Annotated in this window: 13 protein-coding genes and 1 pseudogene; 4 read left to right on the top strand and 10 right to left on the bottom strand. The window is 61.6% G+C overall.

Translation table 11 applies throughout. From position 1 onward, the window contains the following. Positions 1–124: 124 nt before the first annotated feature. Positions 125–1,678, top strand: a complete 1,554-nt coding sequence (locus tag AC0KW6_RS21955) for a plasmid recombination protein (protein ID WP_474036116.1) — start codon at positions 125–127, stop codon at positions 1,676–1,678. A gap of 454 nt (positions 1,679–2,132) precedes the next feature. Here the strand turns inward: AC0KW6_RS21955 and AC0KW6_RS21950 are convergent, their stop codons facing one another. The 4 genes from AC0KW6_RS21950 to AC0KW6_RS21935 form a co-directional block, all read right to left on the bottom strand. Next, positions 2,133–3,839 (bottom strand): FAD-binding oxidoreductase, encoded by a 1,707-nt coding sequence (locus tag AC0KW6_RS21950; RefSeq protein ID WP_323782808.1) that lies wholly within the window; start codon positions 3,837–3,839, stop codon positions 2,133–2,135. A 183-nt stretch (positions 3,840–4,022) separates the two neighbouring features. After that, positions 4,023–4,727, bottom strand: coding sequence for an SDR family NAD(P)-dependent oxidoreductase (locus AC0KW6_RS21945; protein WP_323782811.1), 705 nt, complete (start codon positions 4,725–4,727; stop codon positions 4,023–4,025). Between the two features lie 104 nt (positions 4,728–4,831). Further along, complete coding sequence (locus tag AC0KW6_RS21940) at positions 4,832–5,242, bottom strand: VOC family protein (RefSeq protein ID WP_323782814.1); 411 nt, start codon at positions 5,240–5,242, stop codon at positions 4,832–4,834. Between the two features lie 61 nt (positions 5,243–5,303). Beyond that, positions 5,304–5,642, bottom strand: a complete 339-nt coding sequence (locus tag AC0KW6_RS21935) for a hypothetical protein (protein WP_323782817.1) — start codon at positions 5,640–5,642, stop codon at positions 5,304–5,306. A gap of 210 nt (positions 5,643–5,852) precedes the next feature. On the opposite strand from AC0KW6_RS21935, the gene AC0KW6_RS21930 reads away from it, so the two are divergent. Then, positions 5,853–6,710 (top strand): helix-turn-helix domain-containing protein, encoded by an 858-nt coding sequence (locus AC0KW6_RS21930; protein ID WP_474036115.1) that lies wholly within the window; start codon positions 5,853–5,855, stop codon positions 6,708–6,710. A gap of 732 nt (positions 6,711–7,442) precedes the next feature. On the opposite strand, the gene AC0KW6_RS21925 is transcribed toward AC0KW6_RS21930, so the two are convergent. From AC0KW6_RS21925 to AC0KW6_RS21900, 6 genes are read right to left on the bottom strand one after another with little or no spacing between them, the layout of a single operon-like run. After that, entirely contained in the window at positions 7,443–9,122 is a 1,680-nt protein-coding gene (locus tag AC0KW6_RS21925) for an ABC transporter ATP-binding protein (protein WP_323782247.1), read from the bottom strand. A 3-nt stretch (positions 9,123–9,125) separates the two neighbouring features. Continuing rightward, positions 9,126–9,953 (bottom strand): metallophosphoesterase family protein, encoded by an 828-nt coding sequence (locus tag AC0KW6_RS21920; protein WP_323782244.1) that lies wholly within the window; start codon positions 9,951–9,953, stop codon positions 9,126–9,128. Positions 9,954–10,009: 56 nt separating this feature from the next. Further along, complete coding sequence (locus AC0KW6_RS21915) at positions 10,010–11,560, bottom strand: ABC transporter substrate-binding protein (protein ID WP_323782241.1); 1,551 nt, start codon at positions 11,558–11,560, stop codon at positions 10,010–10,012. A 46-nt stretch (positions 11,561–11,606) separates the two neighbouring features. Then, on the bottom strand, positions 11,607–12,491 hold the full coding sequence (locus tag AC0KW6_RS21910; RefSeq protein WP_474036114.1) for an ABC transporter permease: 885 nt from the start codon (positions 12,489–12,491) through the stop codon (positions 11,607–11,609). A 4-nt stretch (positions 12,492–12,495) separates the two neighbouring features. Beyond that, positions 12,496–13,422, bottom strand: a complete 927-nt coding sequence (locus tag AC0KW6_RS21905; protein ID WP_323782235.1) for an ABC transporter permease — start codon at positions 13,420–13,422, stop codon at positions 12,496–12,498. Further along, positions 13,419–14,171 (bottom strand): HAD-IIA family hydrolase, encoded by a 753-nt coding sequence (locus AC0KW6_RS21900; protein ID WP_474036113.1) that lies wholly within the window; start codon positions 14,169–14,171, stop codon positions 13,419–13,421. Before AC0KW6_RS21900 ends, AC0KW6_RS21905 begins: the two co-directional genes overlap by 4 nt. 186 nt (positions 14,172–14,357) lie before the next feature. Between AC0KW6_RS21900 and AC0KW6_RS21895 the strand changes: the two genes are divergently transcribed. Beyond that, positions 14,358–15,230 (top strand): LysR substrate-binding domain-containing protein, encoded by an 873-nt coding sequence (locus AC0KW6_RS21895; protein WP_323782230.1) that lies wholly within the window; start codon positions 14,358–14,360, stop codon positions 15,228–15,230. Between the two features lie 253 nt (positions 15,231–15,483). After that, positions 15,484–16,121, top strand: a pseudogene (locus tag AC0KW6_RS21890) (IS110 family RNA-guided transposase); the annotation flags it as partial. Positions 16,122–16,192 lie beyond the last annotated feature (71 nt).

Genomic DNA, 16,192 nt, shown 5'->3' with positions numbered 1-16,192 from the left:
CGGGGTCCAGCCCGGGATTGCAACTTGCTTAGTGAGTACAAGCCTCACAAAACCAAACAAGTCTCTCGGGATTTTCGTCGTCTTCGCAGACACTCGGATCAGTCAAGCAGATCTGAGGTTGCAGATGACCGTACATGCCAAGTTTCGCCAAGACCAGTCCGACAAACTCGGTACGGCACCTGTCGTCCTTCGGTTCGCCGGCCTGTTCCCGCATCAGCTTTGGAAATTCCGGCTGCATGACAAGCGCGCCGGCGGCGACCTGGACCATGTCGACCGGGATGTGTCCGGGCTGAACGAAGTTCTTGCCGGAGAGCCGGGTTGGAAAGAGCGGATCTGCACTGAAGTTGCAGAGATGCGTGAGCACAATTTTGAAGAGCGCCTTCGCGCATTGCGGGCGAAATCACGCATCAGTCAAGCCGAGAGAGAAACCGCCAAGGGGCCTTCAGATCCCTGGAAGGAAAGCGCCAAAGGACCTCTGCGTGAAGGCGTCCTGACAGCGAACAAGAATTGGTTTGGCGGGCCCGGCATCCTGAAGTGGGATCCGGAACGTGTTGCGGAATTCCGGGAGGTCGCGATGAAATTCCTGACGCAGCACTTTCCGGATGACCAACTGCGCTTTGCCTCGGCCCATGTTGACGAAGAGGCGTATCACATTCACTTCGTCGTTGCGGTCTGGTCCGAGAAAAATTCTGCCAACAGCGGGCGGCAGGTTGTTCTGCAGCCGTCCGCAAACCCGCTGCTGAAGAACTACGAGCATGCCCAGGACCTTGCGGGCGAGACGTTCGCAAAAATCGGGATCACTAGGGGAAAGCGCCATGCCGAAGCCCGGCGGAAGGCACGGGCGGACGGCGTGCCCCAGCCAGAAACGCGGCAGCATGTGCCACCGTCAAAGTGGCGTGCCGAGGAGCGCCAAAAGGCGCAGGCAGAGAAGAAACGCATCTTGGGCGATGCCCGGGTGGAGGCGAGGGCGGTCGCCGAGGGCGCCCAGGACCTAGGCAAGGCCACGGTCAGGAAATCGCGCAAGCGCGCGATCAAAGAGGCGCAAGCCCGCAAACAGCGGGCTGGGCGGGAAACTGCAGCCGCCGAGCGCAGGCGCGACGCGGCAGAGGACGAGGCCCGGCAGTTTGAAGAGGCGGCTGCCGCCGCCAATTCTAGGAAAGAAACTATTGAAGCCGAAATCGCGGCGATGGAGCCGATGGTGAGGGGGTATGAGGAGAGGGCAGAAGCGGCTGCGGAAAGGTACCGGGTGCAGAAGGCCGCACGGGAGGCAGAGGAAGCGAGGCTGAAGGAAGCGGAAGAAAAGGTCAGGGTGAAGGTGGCTGAGGCCGAAGTAATCTCGGATGCTATAGAAACTGGTCTGGAGCTTGTAGCTGATGGTGCGCTTGCTTGGCAGGAGGCATCAGCAGATCAGCCGCCGCGGCTGATCTGGGGCGCGACCGCTCCGAAGACCAAGCAGGCACAGGATGAAAAGCTGAAGGAGATCCGCCCAGCAATGCGTATGGTCACACGCATTGCGCAACTGGTGGCCCGAACCGTGAAACGCGTCCTCGCCAAGGAGCGGCAAAAGCTGAAGCAGGACGCGGATTATGTGCGCGGTCTGCGTCAGAAATGGGAGCCGGAAGATGAGGCGAGGCTGTCGAGGATCACGCTCGGTGGGATAGACAGCGGACCGAAATAGGACGGACTGCTGACTTTTGCTGCGTAAAAAGCCAAGGTTTTCTGTGCGGACAAACCGGACTTAAGCCGCCGCGGCAGATGCAGGTGCAGAAAGCACCAGAACTTCTTTGCGCCCACAGCAGCGGCCTTACGGCGACGCAGCAGGTTTCCCCGGACCAGACCTTCGAAGGCAAGCTGTAGGGCGCATTTCAAACCGCCCATTCGTTGCGGCGGGCCTCAATAATCGACACATCGGACAATGCAGAGGTCCTATTTTCGTGCTGTGAAAGTCAGACATACCGTTGGAACGGCGAGGCCGTCGTCGGCGCGGAAAGAGTGCTTATTTAAGTATGCGCCGAGCGACATGAGGTTCTGCCCCCAGCTTGCCCGTAGCCGTGCGATCCATTTCGGGACCGAAACCAAGCCAGCAGCGAACGGCTGGCAGTGCAGTCGGCGCCCCTTGAGCGCACGCTTTGTCAACTGAGCGCCTGCGGCCCAAATGACTCGACGTGGATTTGTTCTGCTGAGACGCCTAACTGCCCCAATCCTCTCTCGAGACCAGCCATGAAAGCCGGTGGCCCGCACAGGAAGTATTGGGCGTCGGCGCGATCCACCAGCGCCCCAATCACTGCAAGGGTAATGCGGCCCTCGCTGTCGTAGTGCGTGCCGCGCTTGTCCTGGCTCCTTGGCCGGCTGTAGGCAAAATGGGTGCGTATATCGGGGTGCGCCGTGGCGAGGTTGCGCACCTCGCCGGCAAAGGGATGGTGACGGCCGTCGCGGACAGCGTGGATGAACCAAACCGGACGGCCGCCATCCTCCGCGGCAATGGCGTGCAGCAGGCTGATCATTGGCGTGATGCCCACCCCGGCACCGATCAGCACAACCGGGCACGTGCTGCACCGAAGAGTGAAAATTCCGGCTGGCCTGCGGCTATCGATGATTGTGCCTGGCTCTGCATGGTCATGCAGATAGCGCGATACGAGGCCCTTTGGTTCGCGTTTCACGGAAATCCGGTATCGCGCATCGGCGGGTGCGCCCGAGAGCGAGTAGGTGCGCCTGGCAGGAGCGGGCGCATCTGGCAATACGACCTCGATCGGCAGGTGCTGCCCTGCCTCAAATTGGTCGAGCGGCCCGCCGTCGCGTGCTTCGAACACCAAGGAGGTTACGTCACCGCTTTCCCTGATCTTTTCAGACAGGCGCAGCGACCGGACCGACTCCGCATTGGCATCCCAGCGCAACGCAATGGCGTTGCGGGTTTCGACAGCCTCATGGATACGTACAGTGATCAGGCGCCGGGCGCCGGGGTAAACGGCGAGATCTGCCGGATCCCATTCGATTGACGCTTCGCCCGTCACTTGGAGCAGGGTGCCAGTTTCGAAATCGACGAACAACAGGCCAACACGCGGGTCCAGGACGAGATTGCCAACCGTGTTGAAATGGTTGTTGCCGGCATAGTCCGGAAACCGCAGCGATCCGCCATCCAGCGTGCGCACGAAGCCCCGGTCGCCGCCCCGGTGCGAAGCATCCATGCCGAAGGCGGGGTTGTCACCCTCGCCACGGTAGCCGCTGGCGATGAAGAAGGTGTCCGCGGTGTCGATCCAGACACGCTGCGCCTCTGTCAGTGAGGCGCAGCGCTTGGTTTTGCCAGGCTGGCTTGTCGGAGCCCGGCGCCATCGGCGTTCGCGAATGTACTGCGGGCAATTCCCGAACGACTGCGCGACGTTAACCGTAATCGAGCCCGCTGCGCCCGGGCCGATGCAGCCGTTCACGCGGTTGCGCCGCCGTGTTTCCAGTTCGATGCCGAGGATGCCGATGTCCGCGCCAGGGACAAACGCGCCTGACAGCGCATCGCCGGGGGGCGGTTCCGAGGCCAGTACCATGCGGAGCGGGTCGGGCGAGGTCACAAATCCTTCCGGGCCATCGAGCAGCGTCGCCCAGGGACGGCCGGCGCGGTCTCTGGCAGCGATGACGAGGAATGGCTGAGCCGTATGGAACTCGCGGTGCTGCTCCGGCAGACAGCCGCGCACGACCTGACGGGCCCAGTCCTCGATATCGCGGACGCCCAGCCTTTCCTGGACCGCCTGCTCACCGGCATGGAACGGAGACGGCGTGGCTTCGGCTTCGGTGCGCGAACTCTCTCGGCTGCCGTTGGAGATTGGTGCGGTTTCATTTGTCATGTTCATAGGAGCCTCCATTCTTTAGGTTTCTGGTGCCGGAGGGGACGGCAGATCCGCCTTGGTGCCAGATTCCCAGCGGCAGCGGGCATGTCTTGTGCCGCCATTAACCGGGGCGCTCCGATGGCCCCGCATTTCAGGTTTGTTCCGCACGCGAAGCTCGCGGCGGGCCGCTGCGGGGCGGCCCGGCAATCACCAGCGTTCGCCGAACGGACGGATTTCCACGTCGAACGACCAGGCTGAGCGGGGTTGCTGCGCCACATGCAGCACTTCGCCGGCAATGTCGGCGGGCTCGATGAAGAAGCCATCCGCCTTTTCAGGATGGAATCTGTCCCGTGTCCACGGCACGTTGATGACAGCGTCGATGTTGAAGTAGGCAACGTGAATTCCCTTCGGGCCAAGGTCGCGCGCCAAAGCTTGTGCCAGGTTGCGCTGAGCGGCCTTTGTCGGCGAGAACAGCGCATAGCTCGGCACACCCCGAAAGGCTGCGGTGTTGCCGGTGACCATGATGGCGCCCTCGCCGCGGGTCAGCATGTCCGGGACCACGGCGCGTGCCAGGTAGAGAAGAGCGGTTGTGTTGACGCGGAAGTTCCGCTCCAGTTCTTCCGGGTCCCCCTCATCGAACCGTTCGAACGTGGCCCGCACGGCATTGTGGACAAACACAGAGGGTGGCCCCATCGTTTGCTTAACGGCCTCGCATGCCCTGACCAGCGCATCGAGATCTGACACGTCGCATGGGAAGGCCACGGCGCCGTCAAGCTCCCGTTCCAGCGCCTCCAGCCGCGATTTGCCACGCGCCAGCATGGCGACGCGGTAGCCGGATTCGGAAAAGCGCCGGGCGATGGCGGCGCCGGTTCCTTCGCCGACACCGGTAATCATAGTGATGGGTTTGGTCATTTATGTCTCCTGTTCCACCATCCCGGACCGGGCGGTTGCATCGGTAAGCAAGGGTTCGGGCAGGGCGGCAAAGCGGCGCAGGATGGCCTGCACCGCCTGGGGCATCATGCCGCCGGGGCAATCAGCTCCATCCGGATCCCGCCCGGGATCGCGCACATCATGTGCTGGGTTGGGCCGCCTAGCAGCGGCTCTGGCGGGAACTCAACTTCCACGCCGTCGGCGGCCGCCAGTGTCTCGTGCAGCGCGGCCAGCGCGGCACTACCGTCAACAGTCAATGCGAGGTGGTGCAGCCCGATCACGTTCTTGCGGTCGAACGGAACTGCGGTTGCAGGATCCTGCGCCTGCCAAAGCGTGATCATCGTGGTGCCGTCGCTCAGGAATACGGCAGGATAGTCCGGCAATTCGCCAACTTGGGCGAAGCCAAGTGTGCCAGTGAAAAAGTCGCGGGTTTCGCCAAGATCGCGAACAGTCAGCCCAATGTGATGGGCCCCTTTTGTCAGTGCAACAGAGGACATTTTTTTCTCCTTTTCAAAGATATGGATACAGGCAGTCTAAGGAACGCGGCATCGAACCGGATCACAATTCAGCCGCGGCAGCATGCTGGATACGCGGCCAGTTCTCGGCGGCGCGCGCAATGGTGCCGGCGCGGTCCTCCTGATAGGCGCGCAGCACCTCTTCATTCAGGAAAACGTAGAGCCTGCCTTCGACGATCTCTGCGTATTGCGGATCACCGTCGAATTTCTTGCCCTTGGAAACGCCAAAGGTACAAAAGCCGCCGTTCTGAAGCACGGTGTCTGCCAGGCCACGGCGGCGCAGGAAGTTTTGCCTGGCTTTCCCGCCCCACCGGCGTCCCAGGGTTTTCAGGGCAGGAGGCGGAAGAGTAGAACGTTGCTCCAGTTCAGAAATAGCAGTCATCGGACTTCTCCCATTTGCGTTTGTGCCAGGCCTGAAAGGGTGGCCAGGTAATGCCAGGGAGAATGCCAGACCAACCGGTCAATCTCTTTCAGATTTGCACGTTTCACAATTCTGCAGACCTGCGGAATGCTCCGGCAAGGTCGTTCAGAAGACGATCCTGCGAGTTTTTGCTACACTCGGTTTGAAGGTGTTTCTGGGGAAGGCGTTGCTTTGAGACAGCTGCTTGACATAACTGCGCCACCTCTCGGAGAACTGCCGGTCTGGGGCAAGCGCATCGCGTTCGGAGATTTTCTTGTTGAGCTGGTGCCGGCCGGCCAAAGGCACTTTAACGTCCGCCTGCATGACAGCTTTGCTAGTATCAGCTTCTCTGGCGATGAGGGGCAAAGCTCGCTCGCCGGCGGCCGGTTGAGGCATTATGACCGCCGGCCTTACGAGTACATTGTCGCGCCTCCATGCTTTCCCCTGCGCGGCGCCTCGGAGTCTGCGCCGGAAGTGCTCGCGCTCATATTCAGTTTCGACGCTTTGAGGGCAGATCTGGCCTCCGCCTTACAAATCCCGGAGGACCTCCTTGAACCTCGCGTAATCATTGGCGGCCCTAAGCCGTTCACGACCGAACTTGCAAACCGCATCCGTCGGCACATCCTGGCAGATGACATATCCGGCCACTATTTGCGCGCGCTCTGTTTCGCGCTGATTGTGGAAATGCTGACCTTGCCGCCGGAGCAGCAACGCACCCGCCGCACTGATTTGCTTGATCAAAATGTCCTGGATAAAGTTATTGAGTACATTGATGGAAATCTCGAATCGGATTTGGCAGTGGAGAAACTGGCTGGGCTTTCCGGGGTGATGGCGCACCGGTTTGCCCGCGCATTCAAACAGAAAACGGGTGAAACACCGCACAATTACGTCTTGTCGAGAAGGGTTGTGCAAGCGCGCAGGCTGCTTATTAAAACAAATGAGCCGATAGCCAGCATTGCTTATGCCACCGGCTTTTCGTCGCAGAGCCACATGACGACCACTTTCCGCAGGCGTTTGGGTATCACGCCGGCACAATTTCGTAGTGCTTGAACCTGAGTAGATGTAATTTGGCCCAAACGTTGGCAGCATCGCGCAAGAGCACAGACCTGGCCGCAATAACCGTGTCAGCAAAAGCCGCGCGCCTGCGACGAAAGGCTGCCAGGACCCGGCTGTGTGAGTTCATGGTCCAAAATTTTTTGCACGCTGCCTGAATGGCTGAGTTTCCCGCCTGCTATGCGGCGGGAGTTTTTCGGCGGCGCAGCGAGGCAGCGTGCTGCCCGCGTGTGCAGAAAGATTTTGGCAGTTCTGCTGTGGGCTCACTGCCGCCATGCGGCAGTACAGCACCGAGAAACCAGCACCAGCCTGCCCCAGGCCAGTTGTGATCGGCTCAAGCCAGCCCAAACGCGACCTTCATATCAGGCGCAGCGATTGGTTCGCTGCGGGTGCGAAGCATTTGGGCCATTTTCACGAAAGCGGCCATCCAGCAGGTGGTGGCGGCCCCGGCTGATGCTGCGCTCCACACCAGGTGACGCGATGCGCAGAAACCTGCCGCTGCAAAGCTGCGAACTGTGGTCGCCCTTCGGAACCTAACCGGCCCATTGCGATCGCTCGTCAGCAGCCTCAATTGTTATGGTGCGGCCCGCAAGACCGGTCATTCGCTGCGGCTGCGAACCAAGGATGCATGCGAGCCTATCCTTTTTAGACAAAGCTGCCAAAATCCGAGTTGTAGCAGAACATTGATCATCTCCCGGTTCCTCAGTTGGGGCTTGTCATGCTTTCATGTTACGTTGCTCCTTCCAAAAATGCCGGAGCATTGTTCGTCGAAAAGTCCCTTTTGGCGCGGTTGGGCCTATTGGGAAGCGGGCTGGGCACGGCAGAAAGCAACCTTTTAGTGTAGGGATGCCGGGGCGAGCGCAGCACCTGTTTGGTCTCGCCGGTCTCGACGATCTCGCCCCGGTACATTACCGCGATCCGGTGACTGACCCGTTCAACCACTGCGATGTCATGCGAGATAAAGAGGAAAGCGATGCCCAGACGGTCTTGGATATCCTGCATCAGAGACGTGACCCGGACCGCCGTGGACACGTCGAGCGCCGACACCGCCTCATCCGCGACGATCACCTTGGGCGAGACCGACAAGGCGCGTGCAAGGCACAGCCGCTGGCGCTGACCACCGGAAAACTGGTGCGGGAAACGGTCCGCCGCCCCCGGGTCCAGCGTCACCTTCTCCAGCAGGCCGGCGGCCAGATCGGCCCGTGCCTGACCACTCAGGCCGCTGTGCAGGTAAGCCGGTTCGGTGATGAGATCGCGCACTTTCATGCGGGGATTGAGGCTGGCGAAGGGATCCTGAAAGACCATCTGCACGTCGGCGCGCGCTTGTTGCAGCGCCTGCGGGCCAAGGCTGCTGATCTCGCGCCCGGCAAGGGTCACGCGGCCCGCATCCGGTTCGATCAAGCGCATCAGGGCGCGCGACAGGGTGGATTTGCCACAGCCGGACTCGCCCACAAGGCCCAGTGTTTCGCCCGGGCGGATCTCAAAGGACACACCCTTGACGGCAGGAACCTTGACCTTGGGCTTGAGGAAGCCGCCGCTGCGGGCAAAGCTCTTGGTCAGCCCGTCAACCTTCAGCACCGGTTCCGCTGGGGCCACCTGCGGGCGCAATAGGGACAGGCCCAGCTTGGGTGTCGCGGCCATCAGGTCCCGCGCGTATTGCGATTGCGGCGCTTCGAACAGCGCGTGGGTATAAGCGACCTCTTCGGTATTGCCGTGGCGCATCACTACGACGCGATCGGCAACCTCGGCCACCACGCCCATGTCATGGGTGATGAACAGGATCGCCATGCCAATTTCCTGTTGCAGACTTTTCAGAAGCTTCAGCACCTCGGCCTGCGTGGTAACGTCCAGCGCGGTTGTCGGTTCGTCGGCCATCAGCACATCCGGGCGGCAAGCCAGTGCGATGGCGATCATCACCCGCTGCCGCAACCCGCCCGAAAGTTCGTGCGGGTATTGGTCCAGTCGGCGCGCTGGATCCGGGATGCGCACCTGGTCCAGCGCACCTTCGGCAGCGATCCGCGCCTCGGCCCGGTTCATGCCCTGGTGGCGGCGCAAGACCTCGCCCAGTTGCTCGCCGATCCGCATAACCGGGTTCAGCGAGGTCATCGGCTCTTGGAAAATCATCGAGACGCGATTGCCGCGATAGCTCTGCATGGCCCGGTCGGACAGTTCGGCCAGGTCGACGGGGGCCTCGGCCCCCAGGCGAATCTGACCTGCGGTGATGCGCCCGCCCTCGCGTTCGATCAGGCGCAGCACCGACAGCGCAGTGGCGGATTTGCCGGACCCGGATTCCCCGACAAGCGCCAGGGTTTCACCGGCGTGGATGTCAAAGGACAGATTACGCACAGCGGTATGCGTGCCAAAGGCGACCGACAAGGATTTGACGGAAAGGACAGGCGCATCAAGCATGGTTCAGAACCGTCCCATCGGGGGCGTCCAGCGCCCGGGTTTCGGGGTCAGCCGGACCTCGAGCGGGTCGGCGCCGTACACTTTCCAATGCAGGGTCTCGGACAACTCCAGCATCCCCCATGCCCCGGCGGGTGTGCCTTGGGTGGTAAAACTCTCGGTCAAGCTTTGCTGGGTGAGATGCGGGATGCCATTGACGGTTGAAACGGTGTTCCAATGCACATGGCCCGCGATGCAGGCAACCGGCACCCGCGCCTGCGCCAGTGCCAGACGCACGCGGTCGCTTTCGGGATAGCGCGAGACCTCTTCATTGCGCTCGAACCAGTAGTTGCCGACCTGTCCGTGCCCCGATACCGGTACGTGGCTGGCCACCAAGGTGGGTTTTTTAGCCGTCTGCATCGTGCGCGACAGCCAGAGCAGATCGCTTTCTGGCAGGGAGAAGCCGTAATGTTCGGCGGTGCGGGTGATCTTCGGATCGGCCCGCCACAAAGCAACCTGCCAGTCACCGCAATCCAGCAGTTCGCTCTGCAGGGTCTGCCCGAGGATTTCTTCATTCTGCGCAGTGGTCAGGTAATCGCGGTCATGGTTGCCGCAAATGTGGTGGATCGGCGCGTTCACGGCTTTGAACGCCTCGGCCACCTCGGTTTCGAGCCGCAGGTCGGTCTCTTCATCTACGTCCGAAATCCGGTCCCCCAGATCCAGGACAAGGTCGGGTTCCATGGTGTTCGCCCAATCGGAAAATTCGGCCATCAGCCCAAGCGCGGTATCACCGCGTTTGGATTCAGAAGGTGCGCCGTGATGGATGTCAGTAATGATGGCAATACGGAGTGTCATTTCTTTTGTCCTGCAGAGGGAGGAACACGCCCCTGTACGGGGCGCGCCACAGATGTTTAGCTGTCGGCAAGCGCGATGGCGCCGGCACGGAAATCAAGCACGTAGGGGATGTGGCCAAGCTGCGGCGCCCAAGAGATCCCCTTGTGCATGCCCCAGCTTTCGAACGGGCGATACAACGGCAGGACCGGCGGATCCTGCTTGATGCGCTCCATCAGTTCCACAAAGGCGGCCTTGCGCGCCTCGACTTCCTCGGAAAAGCGGAAGCGTTCCCAGATCGCGGCATATTCCGCGTCGGTGTTGAAGCGGCCCGAACCCTCGGACGGGCCGTTGGGCGCCCACATCACCCCGAAAGAGCCGAAAGGATCGGCGAAATACATCGGGTTCGACCAGCTGCGCGCCATCAGATCGGGGCTTGCGCCCGTCCAGGTTTCGGTCACGTTCACGCGGCCCTTGATACCGACCTCGGCCCACATCTCGGTGATTGCCTGAGCGGCCAGAACTCCATTGGTGTAGTAAACGGGATAGGCGTCAAAGACGATTTCCTCGCCATCGTAGGAGGATTGCGCCAGCAGTTCGCGGGCCCGTTCGGGGTTGTATTCGAAGGTGGTAAGCTCGGGCATGTGCAGTTTGCCCATCTCTGCCATCGTGTGGGTCGAGGGCACGATCGCCTTGCCCAGCCACAGCGCGTCGTTCAGCAGGTCGCGGTCGATCGCCAGCGACATGGCCTGGCGGATCTTGGGATCGGTCAGGTGGGGGTGATTCACGTTCATGATCATGACGTGGAACAGCGCGGTGGCCGAGCCCTCGGTCTTGAGGTTCGGATCGGCGTTGACCAGATCCAGCTGGTCGGGGGCGATGTTGGTGACGATATCCGCTTCGCCGGTTTTCAGCGCGGTGATGCGGCTGGCAGTTTCGGGGATGCGGATCACGGTCGCCTGTTCCAGCGGCGCGCGGTCCCCCCAGAACCCGTCAAAGCGGGAATAGACCACCTTCTGGCCCGGAATAAACTCCGAGATGGCGTAGGGGCCGGTGCCGACGGGCGCCAGCGAGAAGGCCTCGAAATCGCCGTCCTCGGCCACCTCGGGATCACCCGACAGCGCCTTGGTGTAGTCCTCGGGGATGATCATGACCTGCTGCAGCGAAACCAGCGTTTCCCACAGCGGCTCGGGGCGTTCGACCTTGATCTGGACGGTGTAGTCGTCGATCTTCACCGCTTCGGCGAAGTTGGCCAGACGGTCCTTGGACCGCACCACATAGGGCGCAAAGGTCGCCTGATACATGCGATTGAGCGAGAACACGACGTCATCGGCGGTCAGTGCCTCGCCATTGTGGAACTTGACGCCCGCGCGCAGTTTCAGTTCCATCGACACATCATCAATCAGCTTCCACTCGGTCGCCAGCGCGGGCACCCATTCAGGTTCCAGCTTGGAATGGTCGCGGTCGATCAGCGTGTCGAAGCTGTTGTAATAGAACTGCGATCCGACGTTGGAATGGTCCCGGCCAGGATCGAGGTAGTCCGAGATATTGGCCGCGCCGACGGTGATCGACTGGGCGAAGGCCGAGCCCGCAAGAAGCGTGGCAGCGGTGGTCATCAGAAGGGTTTTCATGGTCTTCTCCATTGAGGGACGTAGGAGGGCGTCTTCGGCCTCTTGATTAACGGGCACGCAGGCGGACATCGGCGCGGTCACGCAGCCAGTCGCCGAGGATCTGCACGGCAAAGGTGACAAGAATGATCAGGGCGGCGGGGGCAATCACGATCCAGGGCGCGGTCGGCATGTAGTCGCGGCCATAGCCCACCATGCTGCCCAGCGTGGCGGTGGGTGGCTGCACGCCAAGGCCGAGGAACGACATGGTCGATTCAAGAATCACGATATTGGAAAGCGACAGGGTGAACTGCACCACCAGCGGCGAGACGATGTTGGGCAGCACATGGGTCAGCGCGATGTAGCGCTGGCCGCCACCCGATGCGCGCGCCGCCTCGATAAAGGGCAATTGGGTTATTTTGCGCACTTCGGCGCGCAGGATGCGGGCATATTGCTCCCATCCGGCGATGCCCAACACACAGATCATCACCGTCAGCGACGATCCGAACAGCGCGAGGATCAAGAGCGCCAGCAGGGTGAAGGGCACGGCAATCTGTAAATCGACGGCCGCCATGATGACGTTTTCCGCCCAGCCCCGTCGCAGTCCCGCCAAAAGCCCCAGCGTGCCGCCGATCAACAGGCCGATGCAGGCCCCCGCCAGCGCCAGTCCAAGGGTCAGCTGCAGACCATGCAGGCTGCGCGAGAGGACGTCGCGGCCCAGTTCGTCGGTGCCGAGGTAGAACCCGTCCTTGTAGCGCTCGAACCCAAGCGGGGGGCGCAGCCGCGAGATCAGGCTTTGCGTAATCGGATCGAAGGGGGCGATCAGCGGCGCCAGCAACGCCATGAGCAACAGCGCAAGGCCGATCAGTACCGCGGCTTTCTGGATGGCATTGCTGTCTTTCCAGAGCGCCAGCAGAAGCGGGGTACGCGACGGGATGTTAGTGGTGGCGGTCATAATGTTATCCTTTCGCCATGGAGGTGCGGGGATCCGCGACGACATAGGCGATGTCAGTGAGGGCATTGATGACGACCACGGCGAAGGCGACAGAGATCACCCCGAATTGCAGCACCGGATAGTCGCGCATGATGGCGGCCGAGACGAGCAGTTCGCCGATTCCAGGCCAGCTGAAGATGGCCTCGACCACGACGTTGCCCGCCGCGGCCATACCGGCGATTTGCAGGCCAAGGACCGACAGCACCGTGACACCGGCGTTGCGCAGCCCGTGTTTCAGGATCACGACAGTTTCCGGCAGGCCTTTGGCGCGGGCGGTGCGCATGAAATCCTGTCCCAACACATCCAGCATGGCATTGCGGGTGAAACGGGTCAGTGCGGCGATTAGCACCCCGGACATGGCGATGGTGGGCATGATGAAATGCCAGGGCGTGCCGTTGCCGACCACCGGAAGCCAGTTGAGAGAGAAGGCAAAGATCAGCACCATAAAGGCGGCGATCACGAAATTGGGCACTGCGTAGCCGATAAAGGCCAGCCCCATGACCGCGCTTCCAATCCAGCTGTCCCGCCAGAGCGCGGCCGTGACCCCCAACGGCACCGAGACCACGATCGTCAGCGCCAACGCGCTGCCCAGCAATTGCAGCGTGGGCCAGATGCGTTCAGCCACGATGTCGGCCACCGGGCGGCGTTCTATGAAGGATTGGCCAAAGTTGCCCTCTAGGATGCCGCGCAGGTAGGCGAGGTATTGATACCAGAGCGACCGATCCAGCCCAAAATACTCGATCATGAGGGTGCGGTCTTCTTCGGTCAGACCGTCGCCGAGGGCGGTGTCCAGCGGGCTGCCGGACATCCGGGTGGCAAAGAACACCAGCGTGATGATGGCGAACAGGGTCAGCACCATCTTGAGCAGGGTGCGCAGGACATAGAGGGTCATTCCGGGGCTCCTGTACGGCGAAGCTGAACAAAGCGGGTGCCGATGGCCCGTGCGATGGCGCCGTCCGTATCCGGGTTGTCCCCGACAAAGACGGCCTCTTCGGCAGAGACGCCGGTGCGTGACAACGCCAGCGCGGCAAGATGGGGGTGCGGTTTTCCGATGCTTTCGAAATGCAACTCAGTCAGCATGGCGCGCAGCGCCGCCAGCAAGGCGCCGGTCTCGGCGATGGGCTGGCCGTCGTGGCCGGGATGCGCGGTATCGGTGTTGGACACCCAGAAGGCAGCGCCGCCCTGAACCAAAGCCGCCATCGCGTTCAGCCTATCCAACGACAGTTGCGTGTCGCGGCACAAAAGCACCAGATCGGGCGTATCCTGTGTCAGGGCAAAGCCCAGCCGCCGCGCTTCTTGTTCGATTGCCGGGCTGGCGAACAATGCGAGGCGCGCGCCAGGGTGCAGGCGCGCCAGGTGCGCTAATGTCTGCTCCCCGGCCAGCAAGATCCGGTTGGCTGGCACCTCCAGTCCAAGCGCCGCAAGTTGCCTGCTGAGTTCTACCGAGAAATGGGTGGAATTGTTGGACACCAGCCACAGGCGCTCTCCGCAGCTGTTCAGGAAAGACGCGGAATCCTTGTAGGCTCGCCCTTCGGAGACAAGACAACCGTCGAGATCGCACAGCACAAGGCGGTCTTGCGCGACCAGATCGGCCGAAAGTTGGCTGGTAAGCTGGTTGTTTACGGTCAGTACTGAGGCCACGGTCAAAGGCTCCCTGGGCCTCGGCGCAACCTGTGCCGAGGCGGTCTGGTGTGGATATGAGAGATCGTTCAAGTTCGAGTGCGACCGTTTCCGGCCTCGGCGGCACACCTGCCTTCTGGCCGTAACATTGCTGTGACAAAGCAAAGCTATGCTTTGAGGAAACCATAGTCCCGCTTTGGATTGGCCATGACAATTTCCCTCCGCACCCTCGAAGCGCTCCGTTCGGTTGCCGAATCCGGCTCATACGCTGCGGCCGCGCGGCTACTGGATGTCACCCAGCCGGGAATCTCGCAGCAGGTGCGCAGGCTGGAAGAGGACTATGGAGTGGTGCTTTTCCACCGCGACAAGGGAAAGCTGCATCCAACACCCTTGTGCGAAAGGCTCTGTGATGCGGCCGAGCGCGTGATCAGCGAATATGAAGCACTTGAGCAGATGCTGCGGCGCCACGGGTCACTGAGCAAGGGGGAATTGTCCGTGGGGCTGGGCAACGCGATGCCCGGCATGTCGGTGATCGCGGCCTTCAACAAGGCCTACCCGCAGGTTGTCCTGCAGGTCACCACCGGGTCACATGACAAGATCATGCGGCAGGTCATCAACCACACCGTCGATGTCGGAATCCTGCCAGAGGTTCCCAGGGATGGACGTTTCCGCCGCAAGGAACTCCTGAAGAACAATGTCGTTGCCATCGTGACGCCGTCGCATCCGCTGGCCAGTGCGGACGCAGTCACCTGCGAAGAACTGCTGCGCCACAGGTTGATCTTTCGCACAAGCGGGTCTTCGACGCAGAAGGTTCTCGACCGCTACTTTCGGCGCCACGATGTCTCACCTGTGCCGTTCCTGACCCTCGACAACCGGGATGGCGTCTATGAGGCGGTGGTCAACGGCATGGGGGTCGGGTTCGTTTGGCGAACCGGAACGGGGCGCAATGAGGATGTGAAACAGCTGAAGCTGCTCGGCGCCGATACATCGAGCGCGGAGGTGGTCTTCACCCCGGCCGAACGCAAAATGGAGACGCTGAATGCGCTTTTCGGATTGATCGACGGCATCGAATTGCGTTGAGGTTGGCATGTCGCGTAGACCTTGTCGAGATGCGGCTGAGCCTCCTTGGCGTCAAACAACTCCCACTGGTCATTCTGGTCGGTTTCAACCGGCTGGACGAGGTTGGCATCGACCAGAAGCTTTCGCAAGCGCCCGGGGGGCCATGCCGAGCTCCCGGGCAGCGGTGCGAATAGAGTGAACCTTGCGCTCCAGCACAGGCTCTCCCATCAGGTCGTCACCGGGGCCAACCGTAGCTGGCTTGGCCATGTGAGCCTCCCGGACGCAACTTGCCAATACAATCCGTGGCTATGCGGCCGAGTTCGGACTGACCGCGGCCAAAGGCGTGTCTCATATTCCGCGCCTTCTGGAACGCATCATGGCTGATGAAAACGTCCCCGCCTTGGCGCGCGATCTGTTGACGTCACTTGCGGATGAATTTGCGCAGCTGAGGGAGCGCCTGGAAGAGATAGAGGCGAGTTTGATGACCTGATACCGCAGCAACGAATGTTGTCGCCGCCTCGCGAAGATCCCCGGTGTCGGACCGATCGGTGCAGTATTGCTGGTGATGAAAGCGCCGGCACCGGAGCAGTTTGCATCCGGAAGACAGTTTGCGGCCTGGATGGGCCTGCCCCCAGGGATCACTCGACAGCTGGTAAGGTCAGGTTCGGTGTTATTACGCGAGCGGGCGATGAGGCCCTGCGCAAAACACTGGTCGTGGGCGCGACTTCGTTGCTTCGACAGATGAGAGCGGGCAGAGGCAGGACCGCCTCGCCCTGGCTTATCGATCTGCTCAAGCGCAAGCCGCCGAAACTCGCGGCCGTCGCGTTGGCCAATAAGATCGCCAGGATCGCGTGGAAAATGATGATGTCGGGCGAGGCCTGTAAAAACACTGCTGCGCGGCCAGTCGCGTGAAGAAACTGGCCCGCCACGGTGAGCAGGAGAAAGACGCTACCGTGCTGGGCTGATGCGTGAACTTGCAGGGA

The organism is Leisingera sp. SA215, assembly GCF_055902035.1.
This window is presented reverse-complemented; position numbering and strand designations above follow the sequence as displayed.